At 57.0% G+C, this 19,353-nt stretch carries 15 protein-coding genes and 2 riboswitches; of the genes, 11 read left to right on the top strand and 4 right to left on the bottom strand.

What is annotated here, in order from left to right; genetic code table 11:
* Nucleotides 1–6: 6 nt before the first annotated feature.
* Both fmt and def read right to left on the bottom strand, forming a co-directional pair.
* Nucleotides 7–945, bottom strand: a complete 939-nt coding sequence (gene fmt, locus AB8516_RS13900; protein WP_369161525.1) for a methionyl-tRNA formyltransferase — start codon at nucleotides 943–945, stop codon at nucleotides 7–9.
* A 120-nt stretch (nucleotides 946–1,065) separates the two neighbouring features.
* A complete protein-coding gene (gene def / locus AB8516_RS13895) occupies nucleotides 1,066–1,599 on the bottom strand; it encodes a peptide deformylase (RefSeq protein ID WP_369161523.1) in 534 nt (177 codons plus the stop codon).
* 185 nt (nucleotides 1,600–1,784) lie between these two features.
* Here def and AB8516_RS13890 point away from each other — a divergent pair, with 185 nt between their 5' ends.
* The 4 genes from AB8516_RS13890 (at nucleotide 1,785) to topA (ending at nucleotide 6,845) form a co-directional block, all read left to right on the top strand.
* On the top strand, nucleotides 1,785–2,819 hold the full coding sequence (locus tag AB8516_RS13890) for a LysM peptidoglycan-binding domain-containing protein (RefSeq protein WP_369161521.1): 1,035 nt from the start codon (nucleotides 1,785–1,787) through the stop codon (nucleotides 2,817–2,819).
* A gap of 27 nt (nucleotides 2,820–2,846) precedes the next feature.
* Nucleotides 2,847–3,995, top strand: coding sequence for a DNA-processing protein DprA (gene dprA / locus AB8516_RS13885; protein ID WP_369161519.1), 1,149 nt, complete (start codon nucleotides 2,847–2,849; stop codon nucleotides 3,993–3,995).
* Between the two features lie 8 nt (nucleotides 3,996–4,003).
* Nucleotides 4,004–4,480: a DUF494 family protein gene (locus tag AB8516_RS13880; RefSeq protein ID WP_108289515.1), complete on the top strand. Its 477-nt coding sequence runs from the start codon at nucleotides 4,004–4,006 to the stop codon at nucleotides 4,478–4,480.
* A gap of 85 nt (nucleotides 4,481–4,565) precedes the next feature.
* Nucleotides 4,566–6,845, top strand: coding sequence for a type I DNA topoisomerase (topA, locus tag AB8516_RS13875; protein WP_369161517.1), 2,280 nt, complete (start codon nucleotides 4,566–4,568; stop codon nucleotides 6,843–6,845).
* Nucleotides 6,846–6,951: 106 nt separating this feature from the next.
* On the opposite strand, the gene AB8516_RS13870 is transcribed toward topA, so the two are convergent.
* A complete protein-coding gene (locus AB8516_RS13870) occupies nucleotides 6,952–7,686 on the bottom strand; it encodes a YqiA/YcfP family alpha/beta fold hydrolase (protein WP_369161515.1) in 735 nt (244 codons plus the stop codon).
* A gap of 101 nt (nucleotides 7,687–7,787) precedes the next feature.
* Here AB8516_RS13870 and AB8516_RS13865 point away from each other — a divergent pair, with 101 nt between their 5' ends.
* Nucleotides 7,788–8,561 (top strand): class I SAM-dependent methyltransferase, encoded by a 774-nt coding sequence (locus AB8516_RS13865; protein WP_369161513.1) that lies wholly within the window; start codon nucleotides 7,788–7,790, stop codon nucleotides 8,559–8,561.
* 20 nt (nucleotides 8,562–8,581) lie between these two features.
* Nucleotides 8,582–8,781, top strand: a riboswitch (cobalamin riboswitch).
* On the opposite strand, the gene AB8516_RS13860 is transcribed toward AB8516_RS13865, so the two are convergent.
* On the bottom strand, nucleotides 8,743–10,899 hold the full coding sequence (locus AB8516_RS13860; protein WP_369161511.1) for a thrombospondin type 3 repeat-containing protein: 2,157 nt from the start codon (nucleotides 10,897–10,899) through the stop codon (nucleotides 8,743–8,745). It overlaps the preceding riboswitch by 39 nt.
* An 837-nt stretch (nucleotides 10,900–11,736) precedes the next feature.
* A riboswitch (cobalamin riboswitch) is annotated at nucleotides 11,737–11,931 on the top strand.
* A 114-nt stretch (nucleotides 11,932–12,045) separates the two neighbouring features.
* Here AB8516_RS13860 and AB8516_RS13855 point away from each other — a divergent pair.
* From AB8516_RS13855 to AB8516_RS13830, 6 genes are all read left to right on the top strand, one after another.
* Entirely contained in the window at nucleotides 12,046–14,004 is a 1,959-nt protein-coding gene (locus tag AB8516_RS13855) for a TonB-dependent receptor family protein (protein ID WP_369161509.1), read from the top strand.
* Between the two features lie 3 nt (nucleotides 14,005–14,007).
* A complete protein-coding gene (locus tag AB8516_RS13850) occupies nucleotides 14,008–14,835 on the top strand; it encodes an ABC transporter substrate-binding protein (protein ID WP_369161507.1) in 828 nt (275 codons plus the stop codon).
* 89 nt (nucleotides 14,836–14,924) lie between these two features.
* A complete protein-coding gene (locus AB8516_RS13845; protein WP_369161505.1) occupies nucleotides 14,925–16,043 on the top strand; it encodes a FecCD family ABC transporter permease in 1,119 nt (372 codons plus the stop codon).
* A gap of 26 nt (nucleotides 16,044–16,069) precedes the next feature.
* Nucleotides 16,070–16,825, top strand: coding sequence for an ABC transporter ATP-binding protein (locus tag AB8516_RS13840; RefSeq protein ID WP_369161503.1), 756 nt, complete (start codon nucleotides 16,070–16,072; stop codon nucleotides 16,823–16,825).
* A gap of 358 nt (nucleotides 16,826–17,183) precedes the next feature.
* Nucleotides 17,184–18,041 (top strand): tyrosine-type recombinase/integrase, encoded by an 858-nt coding sequence (locus AB8516_RS13835; RefSeq protein ID WP_369156877.1) that lies wholly within the window; start codon nucleotides 17,184–17,186, stop codon nucleotides 18,039–18,041.
* On the top strand, nucleotides 18,034–19,164 hold the full coding sequence (locus AB8516_RS13830; protein WP_369156879.1) for an IS91 family transposase: 1,131 nt from the start codon (nucleotides 18,034–18,036) through the stop codon (nucleotides 19,162–19,164). Before AB8516_RS13835 ends, AB8516_RS13830 begins: the two co-directional genes overlap by 8 nt.
* The last annotated feature ends 189 nt before the right edge of the window (nucleotides 19,165–19,353 follow it).

Raw genomic sequence — 19,353 nt, 5'->3', positions numbered from 1 at the left:
CCGGCATCACCCCAATACCACGCCATCCATCGAGTGGGCATTGAGAAAATCGGCGGCGGACATGGCACGTTTTCCCGGCATCTGCAATTGGGTGATTCGCAAAACCCCATCGCCGGTGGCAACGTCGATGCCGGGTTTCCCACTGCGCAATACTTCCCCCGGCTTGGCGGCACACCCCTCTTTCAATGGCTGCGCCTGCCAGATCCGCATTACCCTGTCGTCGTAGCGGCATTGGGCCACGGGCCACGGATTAAAGGCCCGCACCTTGCGGTCAATCTCTGCAGCGGGTCGCGACCAGTCGATCAATCCCTCCTGTTTTTCCAGTTTACCGGCATAGTTGGCCAGACGTTCATCCTGGATTTCGGCTTGCAGTCGGCCATCGGCCAGGTCGGGCAGACTGGTCACCAGCGCCTGCGCGCCCAACAGCGCCAAGCGGTCATGCAGGGTACCACCGGTATCATCGTCATGAATCGGCGTCTTCAGGGCATACAGCATCGGTCCGGTGTCGAGGCCGGCCTCCATCTGCATGATGGTGACGCCGCTCTCCTTGTCGCCGGCCAACAGCGCCCGCTGGATCGGCGCGGCTCCCCGCCAGCGCGGCAACAGGGATGCGTGTATGTTGATACAACCCAGCCTGGGGAGATCCAAAACAGCCTGCGGCAGTAACAATCCATAGGCCACCACCACCATCAAATCCGCGTTCAGGCCGGCCAGCTCATACTGTGCGTTTTCATCCTTCAATGTTTGTGGCTGCCTGACCTCTATACCCTTTGCCAGGGCCATCTCCTTAACCGGACTGAGTTGCACTTTCCTGCCCCTGCCGGCGGGTCGATCCGGTTGGGTATAGACGGCCACCACCTGGTGATGCGTGGTCAGCAGGGCTTCAAGCGCGGTGGCGGCAAACGCCGGCGTGCCGGCAAACACGATTTTCAGTGGCTCAGACATGAGCGGTTGACCTGCTTTGGTCAAAATATCGGGTTGGATTTGATAGGTTTGGGACCGGTGTCTCAGACAAACCCGAATGGACGGATGAATATTGGATCAAGATGGGACTCCAGAGCGTGTTCAGATAACCTGGTGGGCTTTTGCGCCGGGGATATCCTGCTGCCGACTCTCCTTTTCCAGCTTCTTACGGATCCGCTGACGTTTGAGGCTGGAGAGATAGTCCACAAACAATTTACCTTCCAGGTGATCCAGTTCATGCTGTATGCAGACCGCCAACAATCCCTCGGCCTCCATTTCGAAGGCGGCACCGTCACGACCGAGGGCCCGTACCCGGATCAGGTTGGCCCGTTTCACCATTTCGTAGATGCCGGGGACCGAGAGACAACCCTCTTCCATCTGCTCTTCGCCATCCTTCTCGATAATCTCCGGATTGACCAGGCAAAGGGGCTGATTTTTCTCTTCGGACAGGTCGATAACGACCACCCGTTTGGCGACGTTGACCTGGGTCGCGGCAAGCCCGATCCCCGGGGCCTGATACATTGTCTCAAGCATATCGTCAATCAGCCGACGTATAGAGTCGTCAACCTGAGCCACAGGTTTGGCCTTGTTGCGCAGTCGTGGATCGGGAAAGTGGAGTATGTCTAGAATCGCCATCTGTTTTTCCAAAATCTATAGTACAAATGCAAGAAATTGCGCTAACATTATGATCATACTGGAAACTAGTGTAGTGTCACAGACTGTTTTTCACGAAAAATCGTCATCGAGTATAGAACACAACACACGGGAGAATATCCGCAGTTGATCGCTAGGTTTTCCGCTTCGTACCCAAGGGAATAGTTATGTCATATCTTAACAACAAACTCATCGGAGTCATCAGCGGCCTGCTGCTCTCCTTTTCCGCACTTGCGGCCGAGCATGTCGCACTTAATCCCTCACACCCGGAACGCTACACCGTGGTCAAGGGCGATACACTGTGGGACATCTCATCGATGTTTCTACGGGATCCCTGGCTGTGGCCGGAGGTCTGGTATGTCAATCCGCAAATTGCAAACCCGCATCTGATCTATCCCGGTGACGAAATTGTTCTAACCTATCGCGATGGTCGACCGGTACTCCAACTGAGCCGCAAAAACAGTCTGTCGCCAAGAGTCCGTGCCACCCCGCTGGATCAGGCGATTCCGACCATCCCCATCGATGCCATCGCCCCATTCCTGACCCGCCCCTATGTGGTCGACGAGAATGAGCTGGAAAAGGCGCCCTATATCGTCCATTTTCTGGATGACCATATTGTGGGCGGCGCGGGCATCAGCTATTACGCACGCAGCATCATGGAGGAGCGGCCCATCCAATACGCGGTGGTTAGACCGGAAAAGCCCTATAAAGATCCTGATACGGGCGAGGTTCTCGGCTATGAAGCCCTCTATGTCGGCACTTCCGAACTGAAAAGAACGGGCGATCCCGCCAAGCTGCTGCTTACCTCTTCCGACATGGAAGCGATCATCGGCGACCGCCTGATCAAGGAGCAGGAGGACGAGCCGCTGATCGACTTTCAACCCAGGGTGCCTGAGAGTCCCATTGAAGGGCGCATCATCTCGGTGCTCAACGGCGTAACCCAGATCGGGCAATACAACGTGGTGGTGCTGAACAAGGGCGCCAACGTGGGTCTGGAGGCCGGCCATGTGCTGCGCATACTGCAGGGTGGCGAAGCTATCCGTGACATCGTCAAAGGCCGTGGTGAAAAGGTCACGCTGCCGCTGGAAGAGGCCGGCCATCTGATGGTCTTTCGCACCTTCGAGAAGGTCAGTTTCGCGCTGGTCATGGATGCCACAAAACCTCTGCATGTATTGGACTGGGTACGCACACCGGGCTCTTAATAAATCGATCCGAACAAGCCGCGTAGCATGGATGGTACAACCGGCACCTCTTCACAAGACCCGGAGGCCTGGCTGCTCGTCGGCCTCGCCTCCGGTATCGGCAGTCGCTATTTTCAGCGTCTGCTGAACCACTTCGGCGAACCGCAATCCATCCTGAGCGCCACGCGTACTGAACTTGCCGAGCTTGGCATACCGAATCCGGCCATCGATGCCCTGCTGGCACAAGACCGCAGCCGGATAAAAGCCTCCCTGGAGTGGCTGGCGGAGCCGAATCATCAACTCCTCACCCTCAACGACAAGGACTATCCAACCCTGCTGCGACAGATCGACGCACCGCCCCCCTTGCTCTTTCTGATCGGTGACAAACAGCTGCTGCACATGCCTCAACTGGCTGTCGTCGGCAGTCGCAATCCAACCGCCACCGGACTCGAGAATGCCCACGAGTTCGCCCGAAGCCTGGCTGCTACAGGCTTCTGTATCACAAGCGGCCTGGCTCAGGGAATCGACGGCGCAGCTCACAGCGGCGCACTCAAGGGCGGCTCAACCATTGCAGTGATGGGAACGGGTGCGGACCGGATTTATCCCGGCAGCCATAAGCGTCTCGCTCATCAGATTGCCGATCAGTCACTCCTGATCACCGAGTTTCCACCCGGCACCCAGGCAAGAGCGGAAAACTTCCCGCGACGAAACCGGATCATCAGCGGCCTGGCGCTCGGCACCCTGGTTGTCGAGGCCACACTGCAGAGCGGTTCACTGATTACCGCAAGACTCTCATCGGAACAGGGGCGAGAGGTATTTGCCATTCCGGGCTCCATTCACAATCCCCAGGCCCGTGGCTGCCATGCCCTGATCAGACAGGGCGCCAAGCTGGTGGAATCTGCCCAGGATATCGTCGAGGAACTGGGCGCTCTGTTCGCAACGCTCGAAAACCCGACAGATGCCGAAACACCTGCAGAGGGTTCTGATATCATGCAACGGGATGCCGACTACCAGCGCCTGGTGCAGGCGCTGGGCTATGATCCGGTGTCGGTTGATGAATTAATCACCCGTACGGGTTTGACCGCGGAGGCAGTTTCGTCCATGCTGCTGTTGCTCGAGCTTGAAGGTCATGTATCATCGGCTCCCGGCGGCTACTACTGCCGCACAGACAGACTGACATCCCGCCACAGCGGGTGAGAGAGCATATGAACGAAAACGTGGTCGACATTCTGATCTACCTCTATGAGAACTATATGGATGGTGAACAGGCCCCACCATCGGATCAACACGAACTTCGTGACGAATTGATTCAAGCCGGCTTCCCCGCAAGCGAGATCGACAAGGCCTTCGATTGGCTGGATGAACTCGCCAACAACGATCAGTCTCAGCATGGTGATACCAACCAATCTCACTCCCTGAGGGTCTTCACGGCAGAGGAGACCGCCCGGCTGGATGTGGATTCCCGTGGTTTGCTGCTGTTTCTGGAGCAGAACGACATACTGACGGTAAATGCCCGTGAGCTCGTTATCGACCGGGCCCTGGCCCTCGATACCGCCATCATCACGGAAGAGGAGTTGAAATGGATTATTCTACTGGTATTGATGAATCAGCCTGGACAGGAAGCAGCCTTCGCGCGCATGGAGGACATGGTCTATAACGAAGTCCCTATGTTCCTGCATTAATCACTGCTGACATAAAACACTTGATTTCTTTTGCGTGGGACGGTTCACTGTCCCGCGTTTTTCCCTTGAAACGACCCAAACAGAGATGAATCTGGTTATTGTTGAATCGCCGGCAAAGGCAAAAACCATCAAAAAGTACCTCGGTGGAAACTTCGAGGTAATGGCCTCCTACGGCCATGTGAGGGACCTTATACCCAAAGAGGGCGCGGTCGATCCCGACAAGGGTTTTGCCATGAAATACCAGGTGATCGAGCGTAACGATCGCCATGTCCAAGCCATCACAAAGGCACTGAAAAAATCTGAAGCCCTCTACCTGGCGACCGACCCCGACCGTGAAGGCGAGGCAATCTCCTGGCACCTTTCCGAGCTGCTCAAGCAGCGCGGCAAACTCAAGGACAAGCCGGTCTACCGGGTCGTGTTCAACGAAATCACCAAAAAAGCGGTGAATGACGCCATATCCAACCCCCGTGAGCTTTCCCATGAGCTGGTCGATGCTCAGCAGGCGCGCAGGGCGCTTGACTACCTGGTGGGTTTCAACCTCTCGCCCCTGTTATGGAAAAAGGTTCGCAGAGGCCTCTCGGCAGGCCGTGTACAGAGCCCGGCCCTGCGCATGATCGTGGAAAGGGAGCATGAGATCGAGGCCTTCAAGGCGGAAGAGTTCTGGACCATAGAAGCGGATACTGAAAAAGAGAAACAGGGTTTCTCCGCACGCCTCACCCATTACCGGGGTGAAAAGCTGGAGAAGTTCAGCATTACCGATGAACTCAGCGCCAAGACTGCTGAAAAACAGCTGTTGCAGGCAGGCAGCGGCGGCCTGCTGGTGGACAAGGTCGAGAAGAAACAGCGCAAACGCAATCCCGCCCCACCCTTTACCACCTCTACCCTGCAACAGGAGGCGGCCCGCAAGCTGGGTTTCACGACGCAACGCACCATGCGCACCGCGCAGCAGCTCTATGAGGGGGTTGATGTCGGTCAGGGCACTGTCGGCCTGATCACCTACATGCGTACCGACTCGGTTCACCTGGCGGACGAAGCCCTGGCTGAGATCCGGGAGCTGATCAGTAAGCGCTATGGCAGCGATCAACTGCCCCCCTCGGTGCGCCACTTCAAGACCAAGTCCAAGAATGCCCAGGAGGCCCATGAAGCGGTCCGGCCCACCTCGGTAATGCGGATACCGGAAGAGATCAAAAGTCACATGACCAAGGATCAGGCCAGGCTATATGAACTGATCTGGAAAAGGTCCGTCGCCTGTCAGATGATTCACGCCACCATCCACACGGTGGCCGCCGATCTCCAGTGCGGCGAGGGCAATGTCTTCCGCGCCAATGGTTCGGTGATCGCCAAACCCGGCTTCATCACGGTCTATCAGGAAGGGCTCGATGACGGCGCCAAGAGCGACAGCGATGAAAAACTGTTGCCGCCGCTGAAGGAGGGGGAGACGCTACCCCTGAAGGCGATCCGCCCCGAGCAGCACTTTACCGAGCCGCCACCCCGCTACAGCGAGGCGAGCCTGGTGAAGGCCCTTGAGGAGTACGGTATCGGCCGCCCCTCGACCTATGCCTCCATCATCTCCACCCTGCAGGACCGGGAGTATGTGGTACTGGAGAAGAAGCGCTTCAAACCCACCGATGTGGGCCGTGTGGTAAACAGATTCCTCACCGATTACTTTACCCGCTACGTGGACTACGGTTTCACCGCCAATCTGGAGGATGAGCTCGATGCCGTCTCCCGCGGCGAAGAGGATTGGATACCGCTGTTGAGCAAATTCTGGGGGCCGTTCAAGGAGCAGATAGATCACACCCAGGAAAATGTGAAACGCAGCGATGTCACCCATGAAGCCCTGGATGAGGCCTGTCCCAGCTGCGGCTCACCGCTCTCCATTCGCCTGGGCCGGCACGGCCGCTTCATCGGCTGCACCAACTACCCTACCTGCGACTACACCCGTGACCTGAACGCGGACACCAGCGAGAAGGAAGAGCCGGAGGTTGTGGAAGGACGCAGCTGCCCTGAATGCAGCTCTGAACTGGTCATCAAGCGCGGCCGATACGGCAAATTCATCGGCTGTTCCAACTATCCAAAATGCCGATATATTGAACCGCTGGAGAAGCCGGAGGATACTAGCGTTAGCTGTCCCAAGTGCAACAAAGGCACCCTCTTCAAGCGTAAATCACGGCGTGGCAAGATCTTCTACTCCTGCTCCACCTACCCGGATTGCGACTACGCTGTCTGGAATGAACCGGTCGCCGAGCCCTGCCCCAACTGCGGCTGGCCGGTGCTGACCATCAAGACCACCAAGCGTAAGGGGACAGAGAAGGTCTGTCCGCAAAAGGACTGTTCATTCAGCGAACCCGTCGAAGAGGGTTGATTCCAGTCCGCAAATAAACGCGAATGTCATGTAGGGTGCGGCTTGCCGCACCATTAAACCTAGTTCCCATGCTCCCGCGTGGGTACGTATATAAAAACATTTGCATTTATTCGCGTTCATTCGCGGACTTCTTAATCTCTTCCAGCGAGCGATGAATCCCAGCGATGATCGCCACCGCCTCCTCCATGTGGTCGAATGTGTGGCTCCCCCCCTCGAAACAGTGAATGTCACCGATCCCCTGATAGATCCCCTCGGCGATGCGGTAATCGATCAGTTCATCCCCCTTGTCGAGCAGCAGGGTTGTCGGCACCCCTTCGGGGTTTGGTTCCACCGCATATTGCCGTGTATCGGCCACCATTTCCGAAGAGAGATAGTAACGATCATCCAAGGCCTGGTTGTACTGCCAACCCACCACCTGCTGCAATAGTTCCCAGGGCTGTAGGGCCGGGTTGATCATCACTAGATGCTGGAGTCTCAACCTCTGTGCCAGCCAGGCGCCGTAGAACCCTCCCATGGAGCTCCCCACCATGACCGAGGGTTCGTCAGCATTATTCTCATCCTCCATCAGAGGCCGCAGGGTTTGAGTGAGCGTTTCGACAGCTTTCGCCGCAGTATGGGCAGGATAGGTCGGACTGATGACCTGTATGCCGGGAAGCGATGCGCTCAACACCGCCGCCTTGCCGGAACTGCCGGCACTGTTGAGTCCATGGAGATAGATAATCACGATACGAGAAATATTAATGTTCGGAATGAATCGGGTTGTAAGGCTATTCGGGTCGAGAACCGTGAAGGTGTATAATAAAACGAATTGAACGGAGTCGGCCACTTGAAGGGATTTCATCACCACATCGCTTTCCCTCTTGAAATCAGCACTCCGCATACTCAAGCGTTGGGGCGAAAAAGTAAAACGCACCACGGCCTATTTCAGGGATTGGCGTCAGCGTGAAACTGCTAAATCAGATTAAAAAGACCCCTCGGTATATTCGCGAAAACGGTATTGCAAGCTTTGTCATCTACCTGATGACAACCACACTGCTCACGGGCTTAAGCTGGCTGCTGATTCCCTTTAAGAAAAAAATCAATAGAGATTCCTTCTACAAGGTTTTCAACCACTTCATTGAATCGGTCAACGATATGGAGCAGGCGACGCTTCTTGAGATCGGATCCAGAAACGTGACCGGCGTGGTTTGGCGAGAAGTATTCAGTCCAACTGTCGAATATACGGGAATGGATATTCATCCGGGCGAAAACGTCGATGTGACTGGAGACGTCCATACACTCTCATCGCTTCTTCCCGGCGAGCACTACGACGCCGTGTTTTCGGTATCGGTGTTCGAACATCTGGCAATGCCATGGCAGGCGGTCATCGAGATCAACAAGGTCCTCAAAACCGGGGGATTACTCTATATATCCACTCACCCGGTGAGGCCGCCGCACGAATTGCCCTGGGACTTCTGGCGCTTTTCCCAGGAAACGTTCAAAACCCTGTTGAATGAGAAAACAGGCTTCGAGATATTGGAGTGCGAGGAAGGCACACCGGGAAGAATTCTCTCCCTATCCCGCGACCACACAACATCGGGAATACACCTGGTGCCCATCAATCTGAGTATCGCCGTACTGGCACGAAAAACCGGTGTGCCCGATCCCGGGTTATCCTGGGAGATCCCTGTCTCAAGCATGCTTCAGACATCCTATCCCAAAGATATAGCTACTTGACCCCACCCTATCATCGCTGTAGTTTGTCGCCTGCCTCAGGTGCCCGGCGCGAGCCGGGGTAAACGGGAAGCAGGTGAGACGCCTGCACTGCCCCCGCAACGGTAAACAGACGAGATGCCGCAACAGGCCACTGTGGATTCGAACCATGGGAAGGCGCGACATCTGACTCATCTACCTCTTTTCATTGGTGAACCGTCCCGCCCACAGGAATTGATACCGGACTGTTTATTGCGTTATCCGATACTATAGTAAAGCTCCCACTGAGATTGCCAGGGCCACTCACATTACAATTGAATCGAAGTGATACGGTGGATGGAGCAATGCCACTTGTTGGCACCACATCCAGCCATGGGATAGTATTCTCAATCCTCCAGGTCAAAGTGCCATCCCCGCTATTGCCGATATTGAGCTGACCAATCTCCTGGGGACAGGGCGACTCACCGATGTAGTGATCGAATAGGAACGCCGTCTGTTCAGGGACACCAATTTCAGGGGAAGTTGCCGGTGGCGGTTCCGTGACTTCCTCTTCCTCTTCTGGCGGGGAATCCTCTATAACGGTGTTTTCACAAACCACTTCGATATTGACACGTCGATGAATGCCTCCAGCCTGTACTGAAATGGCATCGGCCGAGCCTGCCTCCGATGGCGCTGTGTAGGTTATGGATCGTTGAAAGATAAAACTGTCTACACCATCTTTGTAATGTCGTACAACCAACGGATTGGCGCGCTCGTTTGCGGGAATTTCCCTCTCATTTTCAACACCGTCGGCGTTGAGTTTTGCAGTGCCGCCGATATTACGTTCAAAGTGGAGGACCGTTTCATTTCTGCATGTGTTGTTGTATAGGTAAAGTGTTTTCTCTTCTCCGCAGGCTACAACGATATTTTCGATATATAGTGAACCTGTTTGTGGGCGGGTATTCTCTTGGTATCGCGCGGAACGTTGAATAATGCTTGGAGACGTGGCGGATAAATAAAGGCCTCGCTGGTCGGTGTCATAGTCAATCCATTGGCAGTTCCTTTTTTTATGATTGTCATGACACCCGATTGGCTCATACAACTCATCGATTTCATCAGAGAATAACCTTAAGATCTCTACAGCACGATAGGCGAAGTCTCCCCTCTCATTTGTGCAGCAGTTGTGCAGGACGGATTCATGGCAGGTGGAGCCTAGGTAGACTTGGACCTCCGTCACTGAATCGGTTTGTGGTTCAGCATCGGGGCCCGCCAGGGGGCCGTCGTAGTCCAAGCAACAGGGATACGTATTGTAATCCTCTTTGCAATTTCCAGAGACGCCCTCATCACCTTGCTCTTCATTCGGCATTATCGGGGGCAAATCGGTATTTACAAGTTTGGCTTGGTGTAATGCATCTCTTTTTTCACCAGTATCTGGATTATGACAAACATCGCCATCCATGCCACATGGTCTTGGGAAGGCGCCCTTGATGTCGATCACCGTTGGGTTCAAAGGATCCGTGCTCAATTTATGCAGCGGAAAGGTAAACAATGGCTTATCAGCCGTTGGTTCTCTCACGACAACCGCAAGCCCGGAGCCGGGATCTGTTATTGGGTCTAGGGTAAAATAACCATCAGGGTCAATCATAATCTTCTGATTCTGTGTGATAACCCAATTGCCCCCTTGTGGTATGGGTCCAAATACAATGGTATTGGGATCATCTTCAGATACCCCTAAAAGGGTTGAATCCAGAAGTGTGGGGTCATCAATGATTGCCTGGACTTCTTCCTGTGTGGCCAATTTTTTGACCAGGCTCAAAGTCAATTGGCCGTATAGCGGCATATCTGGCGTAATGGAGCAAGCGTCACCCTTGCCATCCTGGTTAGTATCTTCCTGGCTTAGATTTGATTCATAAGGGCAGTTATCACTCTCATTCTCGATGCCGTCGTTATCAACATCTCGATTAGAGATCAATTCAAATACTTTGAAATCAGCATCCATTGCATCCGCCACACCATCACCATCACTGTCTTGATAAAGCAATGGGTTTCGTTGGAGAAGCGCTATAGCATGGTTCGGCAGCAAAAGGATGTTGCCGATTTCTTCATTTGCGCCCAATGGCAGTTGGAATTGGTCGATGAACTCCTCCAGCCTTCCCCCCTGACTGACACGAGGATTACCATAGATAAGTACGCCAAGATCGCTTCCTGAAGCATCTACGAATCTGAGAGAGACTGGAGTCTCTGCCGGAATATCAACTTCAAAATCACATTCCTGTGTAATGCTGGCTTGTGAAACAGTTTCGCCCTCACGCAAAACCAAAATCTTTACCGCAGCACTGGGGCAGGTGGTGGATGACTCATCTGAAACAACGTTGGTGATCAATCGGCCCGATATCGTTGCGGCAGAAGCATTTTGCTCGCGCTCGGAATCATTGCACCCCGTCAGTATTACAAACGAAATCAGTAGCGTTAGGATATTGTATATATTAGGCATTGTATGATGTATGGTAATTATAAAGAAGCGTCCAAAGGCGGATCCAAAATAATCATTACCCCCCTCCTCGCCGCTGTTTTCAATACCACAATCTATACTTCGAATAGGGTTGTTGGTAACGGAAGCTAAACAATTACGCGATCGTAAGGATGCTGTCAAGCATGCCTCGATCGCTGAATAGGTTTATCCGAAACGGCGCAGAGGCAGGTTGCGTGGCGAGGTGTTGGAGTTCAGTTTCGGTCATTGGGCGACCATAGCGAAACAGGTGACTCGGGATTTGAGCCTGTGAATGGTTAATACTTTTTCTACCAGAAGAACGATTCCCCACCTTACTTCCCGGCATCGTGACACTCAGAGGCTGATGCTGCTGTGCCAGCCATTTCATTCGCACCTCAAAACCCAGAGGTGTCGGTACGATCCACGAATCAACCATCGGGTGCTTGCTATCAAGGCTTAATCGTCGTCCTCCTCGGCCTTATGGAGTTCCATATTAGGGTCAATGCACAAGGAAATCCTACATAGCTCATGGCTCGGTTTGTGAGGGTACGGTCAGGGATTGACGGGTTATGCAAATGTATGTGTCGGGTGAAGGGATCGTAAGATATTATGGCCGCTTTTCGCCGGAGCCCCGATCCCGGGTTATCCTGGGAGATCCCTGTCTCAAGCATGCTTCAGACATCCTATCCCAAGGATACTGCTACTTGACCCCACCGTATCATCGCTGTAGTTTTGTCGCCTGCCTCAGGTGCCCGGCGCGAGCCGGGGTAAACGGGAAGCAGGTGAGACGCCTGCACTGCCCCCGCAACGGTAAACAGACGAGATGCCGCAACAGGCCACTGTGGATTCGAACCATGGGAAGGCGCGGTATCGGGTGAGAACAGTCTGTAAGTCCGGATACCGGCCTGGGCGATTCGCTGTGTTGCGGTGGGCGGCATGGGGACGCGCCCAGCACATTCAACGCTGATCCGTCTCTCCTCCCTCTGCACACACTCAACCCAACCATCGGCGCGGGTGTGCGTCATCGGGAGTCTTACTGTGAAACTTTCCAACAAAGGCCGGTGGTCAACGGCCGGTATATTGTTAGCGGCAAACCTGCCGCTACTGGCGGCATCGCATCTGCCCACCATCGTCATCAGCGCCTCGCGCACGGAACAGACAAGCATCGAAACCCCGGCCGGCATTACGGTGATCGAGCGGGATGAGATCGAACAGAGCGGCGCGCAGAACCTGCAACAACTGCTGCAGTCCCGTAGCAGCATCCAGATCAACAGCCTCTACGGCGACGGCAGCCAGGCCACCATCGACATGCGGGGGTTCGGCCCCACGGCGGGCTCCAACACCCTGATCCTGGTGGACGGACGGCGCCTCAACAACCCCAGCGACATCGCCGCGCCGGATCTCAACGCCATCGACCTGCGCCGGGTGACGCGGATCGAGATCGTCCAGGGCAGCGCCGGCACCCTCTACGGCAACCAGGCGGTGGGCGGCATGGTCAACATCATCACCCGTGAGCCTGAGGCATTCTCCGCCGACATCGCAATTGCTGCCGGCAGCTACAAAGGCCGCGAAGGCTATGCCGACATCAGCAACCGGCTCGACAACGGGCTGGCCTATCGCTTCTCCGCCAAGCGCCGTATCAGCGATAACTACCGCGACAACAACGAGACGGATCGCAACGATTTCAACCTGCGCCTCGATTATGAATACGCGCGCGGCGGTCTCTTCTTCGAGCAGCAGCGGATCGATCATTTTCAGCAGCTGCCGGGCTCCCTCTTTGCGGATGAGCTTGCGCAAAACCGCAGGCAGTCCGCCGCCGCCTATGCCGGCGACTTCAGCGAAACCGAGACAGACGTCAGCCGGTTCGGCCTGCATCAGCAGTTGGACCGCTACTGGTCCTTCGAAGGCGAGCTGACCCACCGCGACAACGACCGTGAGTTCCAAACCGGCTTTCGCACCTTCCCCGGTTCGCTCGCCACCCAGGAGAGAACCGTCAAAGGCTTCAATCCCCGTTTTATCGGCGTCTACCCGATGGCCAATGGCGAGGCCCGGGTGACCGCCGGCGCCGACCTGGAGCGCACCGACTATGCACTTCAGACCAGCTTTGGTCCGACCCTGCTCGATCAATCGGTGGATGCCGTCTACGCCCAAGTCACCCTACCCGCCAACGACCGCATCACGGTCACCGCCGGTTTTCGTCACGCCTCGGTAGACAATGCTATCGAGAGCTTCGCCGGTGTCGATCAGCTGGACGACTCCGAGAGCGTCGGCGCCCTTGGCGTCAGCCTGCAGGCGAACGATTCTCTGCGCCTGTTCGTGCGTGTCGATGAGAATTTTCGCTTCGCCACCGTGGACGAACACACCAACCCGGTCTTCGGTCAACCGGTGGGGCTTGAGAATCAGACCGGTATCTCCCAAGAGGCCGGCGCCGAGTGGCGCAGGCCCGGCTTCAACGCCAAACTGGTGATCTACCGGCTCGATCTCGATAACGAGATCAGTTTCGACGCCTCCGAGTTCAGCAATATCAACCTGGACGAGACACGACGCGAGGGCGCCACGCTGGAGGGCAGCTGGCAGGTCCGGCCCACTATCACGCTAAACGGCAGCCTCACCTACACCGACCCCAGTATCACGGACGGTCCCTTTGACGGCAACCGCATCCCCCTGGTGGCCGCCCGTACCGGTCGTCTCTCCGCTGACTGGACCCCGTCACAGAGATGGCATCTCTATGCCGAAGGCCTCTTCAGCAGCCAACGGGTACTGGGCGGCGACTTCGGCAACCGTTTCGAAGAGCTGCCCGGCTACGGCGTCGTCAACCTGGGCTCGCAATTCACCACCGGCCCCTGGCGCATCGGCCTGCGGATCGATAACCTGCTCGATAAACAGTACTCGAATGCCGGCGCTGTCGGATTCGATACCGGCTTCACCCGACGCGCCGCCTTCTTCCCGGCACCGGAGCGAAACCTTTGGCTGACCCTGAACTACCGCATCGAATAGGTTATGCAGATTAAAGCGATCGCCACACTGCTGATGCTCATCTCAGGTATGGCTGTCGCCGCCGAGCCGCCCCAACGGGTGGTGTCGGTGAACCTCTGCAGCGATCAGTTGCTGTTGATGCTGGCCGACCCCCGACAGGTGGCGTCGGTCAGCTACCTCTCCCGTGATCCCGACAGCTCCTTCGTCGCGGATGCGGCTGCGGCCTTTCCCCTCAACCATGCCAGGGCCGAGGAGATCATCCGTCTCAAACCCGATCTGATACTGGTCACCCCCCACACCAATCCACGCCTGCGCACGACCTTCGAGCAGCTGGGCTACCCGCTGCATCAGCTCTCCCTCGGTCACCGCCTCGAGGATATCGTTGAGGACATTCGCCAACTGGCCGCCCGGCTGGGCCAGAGGTCGCGGGGTGAATCGCTGATACAACAAATGCAGCAACGATTGCAGTCCGGCGCAGCCAAAGCCGCTCACCCAACCACTACGATCTTTCTACAACCCCGCGGTTATACAAGCGGTAGCGACACCCTGCAGGACGAAGCCCTGCGACTCGCGGGCTGGCACAACCTGGCGGCACAGCAGGGCGTCGAAGGCTATACCCCGGTGCCGCTGGAACAAGTCCTGCACTGGCAACCCGAGACCATCTTCAACTCCGCCTATAGCGGCTCGGGGGATTCCCTGGCGGAGAGACAGCTGCGCCACCCCGCCCTGAAACGCCTGTTGGCAAAGCGTCCCATGGTGGAGATACCCTACAAGTACTGGATCTGCCCCGGGCCGATGCTGGCCGATGCGGTGGCGCTGCTACGTGAGGCAAGAGAGAGGAAGAACAATTAAATGCAAATAGCCGACGTATCTTCAATACACGACCCTCCACCATCCCGTCATCCCGGCGAAAGCCGGGATCCAGGAGGTAGCGGCAGTATATGGATCCCGGCTTTCGCCGGGATGACGAAGATAGTCCCTGCAGATCTGTTATCGAGCTGGACCGAGCAGGTACCGTCAGTATCACTTATCGCATACCCACCAAACAGGTTCTCCGTGTGATCACCTCGATCAGACAACACCGGCTGATGCTCTCACTCGGCGGCGCTATCGTCATCACCGCCCTGCTCTCCCTAACGATCGGCAGCCAACCCCTGCCGCTGTTGCAGGCCTTGCAGGAGAGCTTCGGCGAAACGCCCGGCGTCTACAGCCTGATCCTCACCGAGTTGCGCATCCCGAGAACCCTGGTCGCCCTGCTGGCCGGGGCCTCCCTCGGCCTCTGCGGCGCGGTGATGCAATCCCTGCTGCGCAATCCCCTGGCCAGTCCCGGCCTGGTCGGCAGCGCCAGCGGCGCGGCCCTGGGTGCCGTGATCACCCTCTACTTCGGCGTCGCCGGTCTCTTCGCCTTCGCGCTGCCATTAGGGGGCATGGCGGGTGCCCTGCTGGCGACCCTGACGGTCTATCTCCTGGCCGGTCGCGACGGGGGCACCCTCACCCTGATCCTGGCGGGGGTGGCGGTCAACGCCTTCGCCCTGGCCCTGGTCTCCCTGCTCCTCAACCTGGCCCCCAGCCCCTACGCGGTGCAGGAGATCGCCCTCTGGATGCTCGGCTCCCTGGCCAATGTCAGCCGCAACGAGCTGTGGATTCTGCTGCCCGGTACAATTCTGGGCTGGCTGCTGATCTGGCGACAGGGCCGCCCCCTCGATCTCCTCACCCTGGGCGAAGAGACCGCCAGCTCCATGGGCGCCGACCTGCCCAATCTGAGAAGACGCCTCTTTCTCGCCGTCGCCCTGGCGGTGGGATCAGCCATCTCGGTCACCGGCGCCATCGGCTTCATCGGCCTGGTGGTGCCCCACCTGCTGCGCCCCCTGGTGGGCTACCAGCCCAGCCGGCTGCTGATCCCCAGCGCCATGGGCGGGGCACTGCTGCTGATGCTCGCCGACATGGGGGTCCGCCTGCTGCCGGTACAGGGCGAGATCAAGGTCGGCGTGGTCACCTCCCTCATCGGCGCCCCCTTCTTTCTCTGGCTGATCCTGCACCACAGGAGCCGTGGGTCATGAGTCTGCTCTACGGCGAGTCGCTCTTTGTGACACGGAACGACCAACCGATCCTGCAGGACGTGGATATCGTCCTCGAGCGGGGAGAGATGCTGGGCCTCATCGGTCCCAACGGCGCAGGCAAAAGCACCCTGCTACGCCTGCTTGCGGGTGTGATCGAGTCGGACACTGGCAGCCTCTCACTCAACGGGACACCCATCAGCTCGGTCCCACGCAGCGAGCGGGCGCGGCGTATTGCCTACCTGCCCCAGCTGAGCGAGATCGCCTGGCCCATGAGCGTGGAGCGGATCGTCGCGCTTGGTCGCACCCCCCACCTGGAACCCTGGCAGGCCCCCGGGCAAGAGGACAGAAAGCTGATCGAACGGGTCATCTGCCAGACCGACCTGCTCGCCCTGCGGCATCGCGCATTCAACACCCTCTCCGGCGGCGAACAGACCCGCGTCCTGCTCGCCCGCGCCCTGGTCACTGAACCCGACATCCTGCTGGCGGACGAACCCGTCTCCGCCCTCGATCCCGCCCATCAACTCGACGTCATGACCCTGCTCAGTGAACACTGCGAGGCGGGACACGCCGTCATCGTCGTCCTGCACGACCTCAACCTTGCCGCCCATTACTGTCAGCGACTGCAACTGCTCTATGAAGGCAGCACCCTCGCCGACGGCGAAGTCGAAGCAGTCTTGTCGGAGGAGAACCTTATGCGGGCCTATGAGATCGCAATCAATCCACCGTTAGAGACCACATCGCTGTTCAGTCTGCCTTGGCGGCGGCTTCACAAAGAAGAATAGCTAGGATTCCACCAGGTCCATTGCCACCCTGAACAATCTACAGCCTGCTGAACAGGAACCGGCTTCCTGACTATTTAGCTTTAACGGTGACTTCTGATAACCTAAGGATAACTAAGGGAATCCTCTCTGGCAGGATGCTGTTTTCCGCCAAATCAAACCGACATCTGCCAGTTTTCTCTTGATTCCCAGACAAGGAGAGAGATGAGAACTTTATTCCACATATCACAATATTCGTGCCGTCCGCATAATCACATGTTGAACTAAACCGCTTCGCGGGGCCTTTCACAACCCACCCCTGAGTCATCATCAACCAGACTCCTAAAGGACCACTGTTGGTCTACCACACAGGAGTCAACCGATGACACAACTTCGCGAACAGATGATAGACGCCATGACCGTGCGTGGATTTTCGCCGCGTACCCACCAGAGCTATCTGATGGCGGTGAAGGATCTGGCCCGTTATTATCAGCGTCCCCCGGATCAACTCGGTGAGGATGAGTTGCAAGCTTACTTTCTGTATCTGGTCAAGGAACGGCACTTAAGCGATGCCAGTTGCCGGCTCTATCGCCATGCCATCCGTTTCTTCTATCTCGAAGTGCTCCAGCAAGCGTCGTTCGATGTGAAGATTCAGGTGCCCAAACGCAGGCAACGTATCCCGGAGTTACTCCAGCGATCGGAGATCGTACGCATGCTCAATGCCTGTTCCAACCGTAAGCACCATATGCTATTGCTGACCTGTTATGGCTGCGGCCTGCGGGTCAGTGAACTGGTCAAACTCGAGCTTCGGCATATCGATGGAGAACGCGGGTTGCTGCGCATCGATCAGGGCAAGGGTGGTAAGGACCGTTATGTGGGCTTGTCGCCGACGTTGCTCAAGCACCTGCGTGACTATTGGCACGTTGAGAAGCCTGTGCGCTGGCTGTTTCCCAATGAACAGCATCCCGATGAAGCGTTGTCGATCAGCACGCCGCAGAAGGTATTCCGACGGGCTAAGCGCCAGGCGGGCATCACCAAGGTGGGTGGCATCCACAGCTTGAGACACGCCTATGCTACCCATCAACTGCAGGCCGGCATGGCAGTGCAGCAGTTGCAGTATCAACTGGGCCACCGCAGCATCCAATCGACCTTGCGCTATGTACATTGGGTGTTCAATGATCGTCAGAGCGATCGCCGTGGCGCCGATTTGATTGCAGCGCTGGGGCTGCGCGATGGCTGAGGCCATCGACCTGCAAACCCTGCTCAAGCGCCACCTGCCCACCTACCGCCAACACCACCGTCTCGATCTGCGCCGCTGTCAGGTATTGTCACATCTGATGCAGTGCCGGACTGAAGCCATGGGTGGGGTACGCTTAGCCTGTGACCCTTGTCAGGCGCATCAAAACCACTACTATGCCTGTCGCGACCGTCACTGCCCGCACTGTCAGTGGCAAGCCTCGCGGCAGTGGGCGGACAAGCAGTTGCGTGCCCAATTGCCGGTAACCTATCATCACTTGGTGTTTACCCTGCCCGAGACCCTCAACGGTTGGATCGAACTGTATCCTCAGCTGATCACGACCTTGCTGTTTCAAACAACCTGGGAGACGCTACAGGCCTTCGCTGAAGACCCCAAGCGCTTGGGCGGGGGGTTGGGGATGACCGCGGTGTTGCACACCTGGGGCTCGACGTTGACACGCCATGTGCACCTGCACTGCCTGGTGCCGGGCGGCGCGCTGAGCCCGCAAGGCGAGTGGAAACCGAGCAAGAGCGATTATCTGTTTCCTGTGCGTGCGCTCTCAAGGCGCTTTCGCGGTCTGATGGTCAGCCGATTGCGGGCCTGTGCCCAAGGCGGGGAGCTCACACGCATCAGTCGTCCGGGCGAGATCGATCTCATCCTGGAGCGGTTGATGGGACAAGACTGGGTGGTCTACAGCAAGCCCTGTCTGCGCACCGAGCATGTCATCGACTATCTGGCCCGATACACCCACCGCACTGCCGTCAGCAACCGCCGACTCCTGGGCTTGGAGCAGGATCAGGTTGGCTTGCGCTACAAAGACTACCGGGACCGGCGCTGGAAGGTCATGCAGTTGTCTGTCGATGTGTTGATCCAGCGTTTTCTGCTGCATGTACTACCCAAGGGCCTGATGCGTATCCGCCATTACGGCTTCCTGGCCAATGCCTGCCGGGCCAGGCAGTTGCCCCGCATCCTTAAGGCGATCGCCGAGGCAGGCCTACAAGCGGTGGTTGAATCAGAAACAGAGAAGCAGGTGGCCCGTTGGTGTTTTGCCTGTCCCTGCTGTCAACGACCGATGCGTGTGGTCGCGCAACTAGCGCCGCAATGGCAACGCATGGAAGGCGGATGACGATGCCCTAGCCTGAGCGTCGGCGTCATCCAGACACTTGATCAGCTCAAGCGCTGAGGTCAAAGTGCGGCCAATCCTCTGAAAATAGGTTATTATCGGAGCAAAAGGGAGCCGCAAGCCGTGCTCGAACCACAGGGAGGTCGGTCAAAACCGCTCCCAACAGCCCTAGCGCAACGGAACGCTGTCACG

It is taken from the genome of Candidatus Thiodiazotropha sp. LNASS1, from assembly GCF_964212655.1.
Classification (GTDB): domain Bacteria; phylum Pseudomonadota; class Gammaproteobacteria; order Chromatiales; family Chromatiaceae; genus Thiodiazotropha.
The sequence above is the reverse complement of the archived record's forward strand: the minus strand, read 5'-3'. Positions and strand labels throughout refer to the sequence as shown.

Coding starts and splice junctions, on each gene's coding strand:
- fmt (WP_369161525.1), bottom strand. CDS start 945: ATGTCTGAGCCACTGAAAATCGTGTTTGCCGGCACGCCGGCGTTTGCC.
- def (WP_369161523.1), bottom strand. CDS start 1,599: ATGGCGATTCTAGACATACTCCACTTTCCCGATCCACGACTGCGCAAC.
- AB8516_RS13890 (WP_369161521.1), top strand. CDS start 1,785: ATGTCATATCTTAACAACAAACTCATCGGAGTCATCAGCGGCCTGCTG.
- dprA (WP_369161519.1), top strand. CDS start 2,847: ATGGATGGTACAACCGGCACCTCTTCACAAGACCCGGAGGCCTGGCTG.
- AB8516_RS13880 (WP_108289515.1), top strand. CDS start 4,004: ATGAACGAAAACGTGGTCGACATTCTGATCTACCTCTATGAGAACTAT.
- topA (WP_369161517.1), top strand. CDS start 4,566: ATGAATCTGGTTATTGTTGAATCGCCGGCAAAGGCAAAAACCATCAAA.
- AB8516_RS13870 (WP_369161515.1), bottom strand. CDS start 7,686: ATGAAATCCCTTCAAGTGGCCGACTCCGTTCAATTCGTTTTATTATAC.
- AB8516_RS13850 (WP_369161507.1), top strand. CDS start 14,008: ATGCAGATTAAAGCGATCGCCACACTGCTGATGCTCATCTCAGGTATG.
- AB8516_RS13845 (WP_369161505.1), top strand. CDS start 14,925: ATGGATCCCGGCTTTCGCCGGGATGACGAAGATAGTCCCTGCAGATCT.
- AB8516_RS13835 (WP_369156877.1), top strand. CDS start 17,184: ATGACACAACTTCGCGAACAGATGATAGACGCCATGACCGTGCGTGGA.
- AB8516_RS13830 (WP_369156879.1), top strand. CDS start 18,034: ATGGCTGAGGCCATCGACCTGCAAACCCTGCTCAAGCGCCACCTGCCC.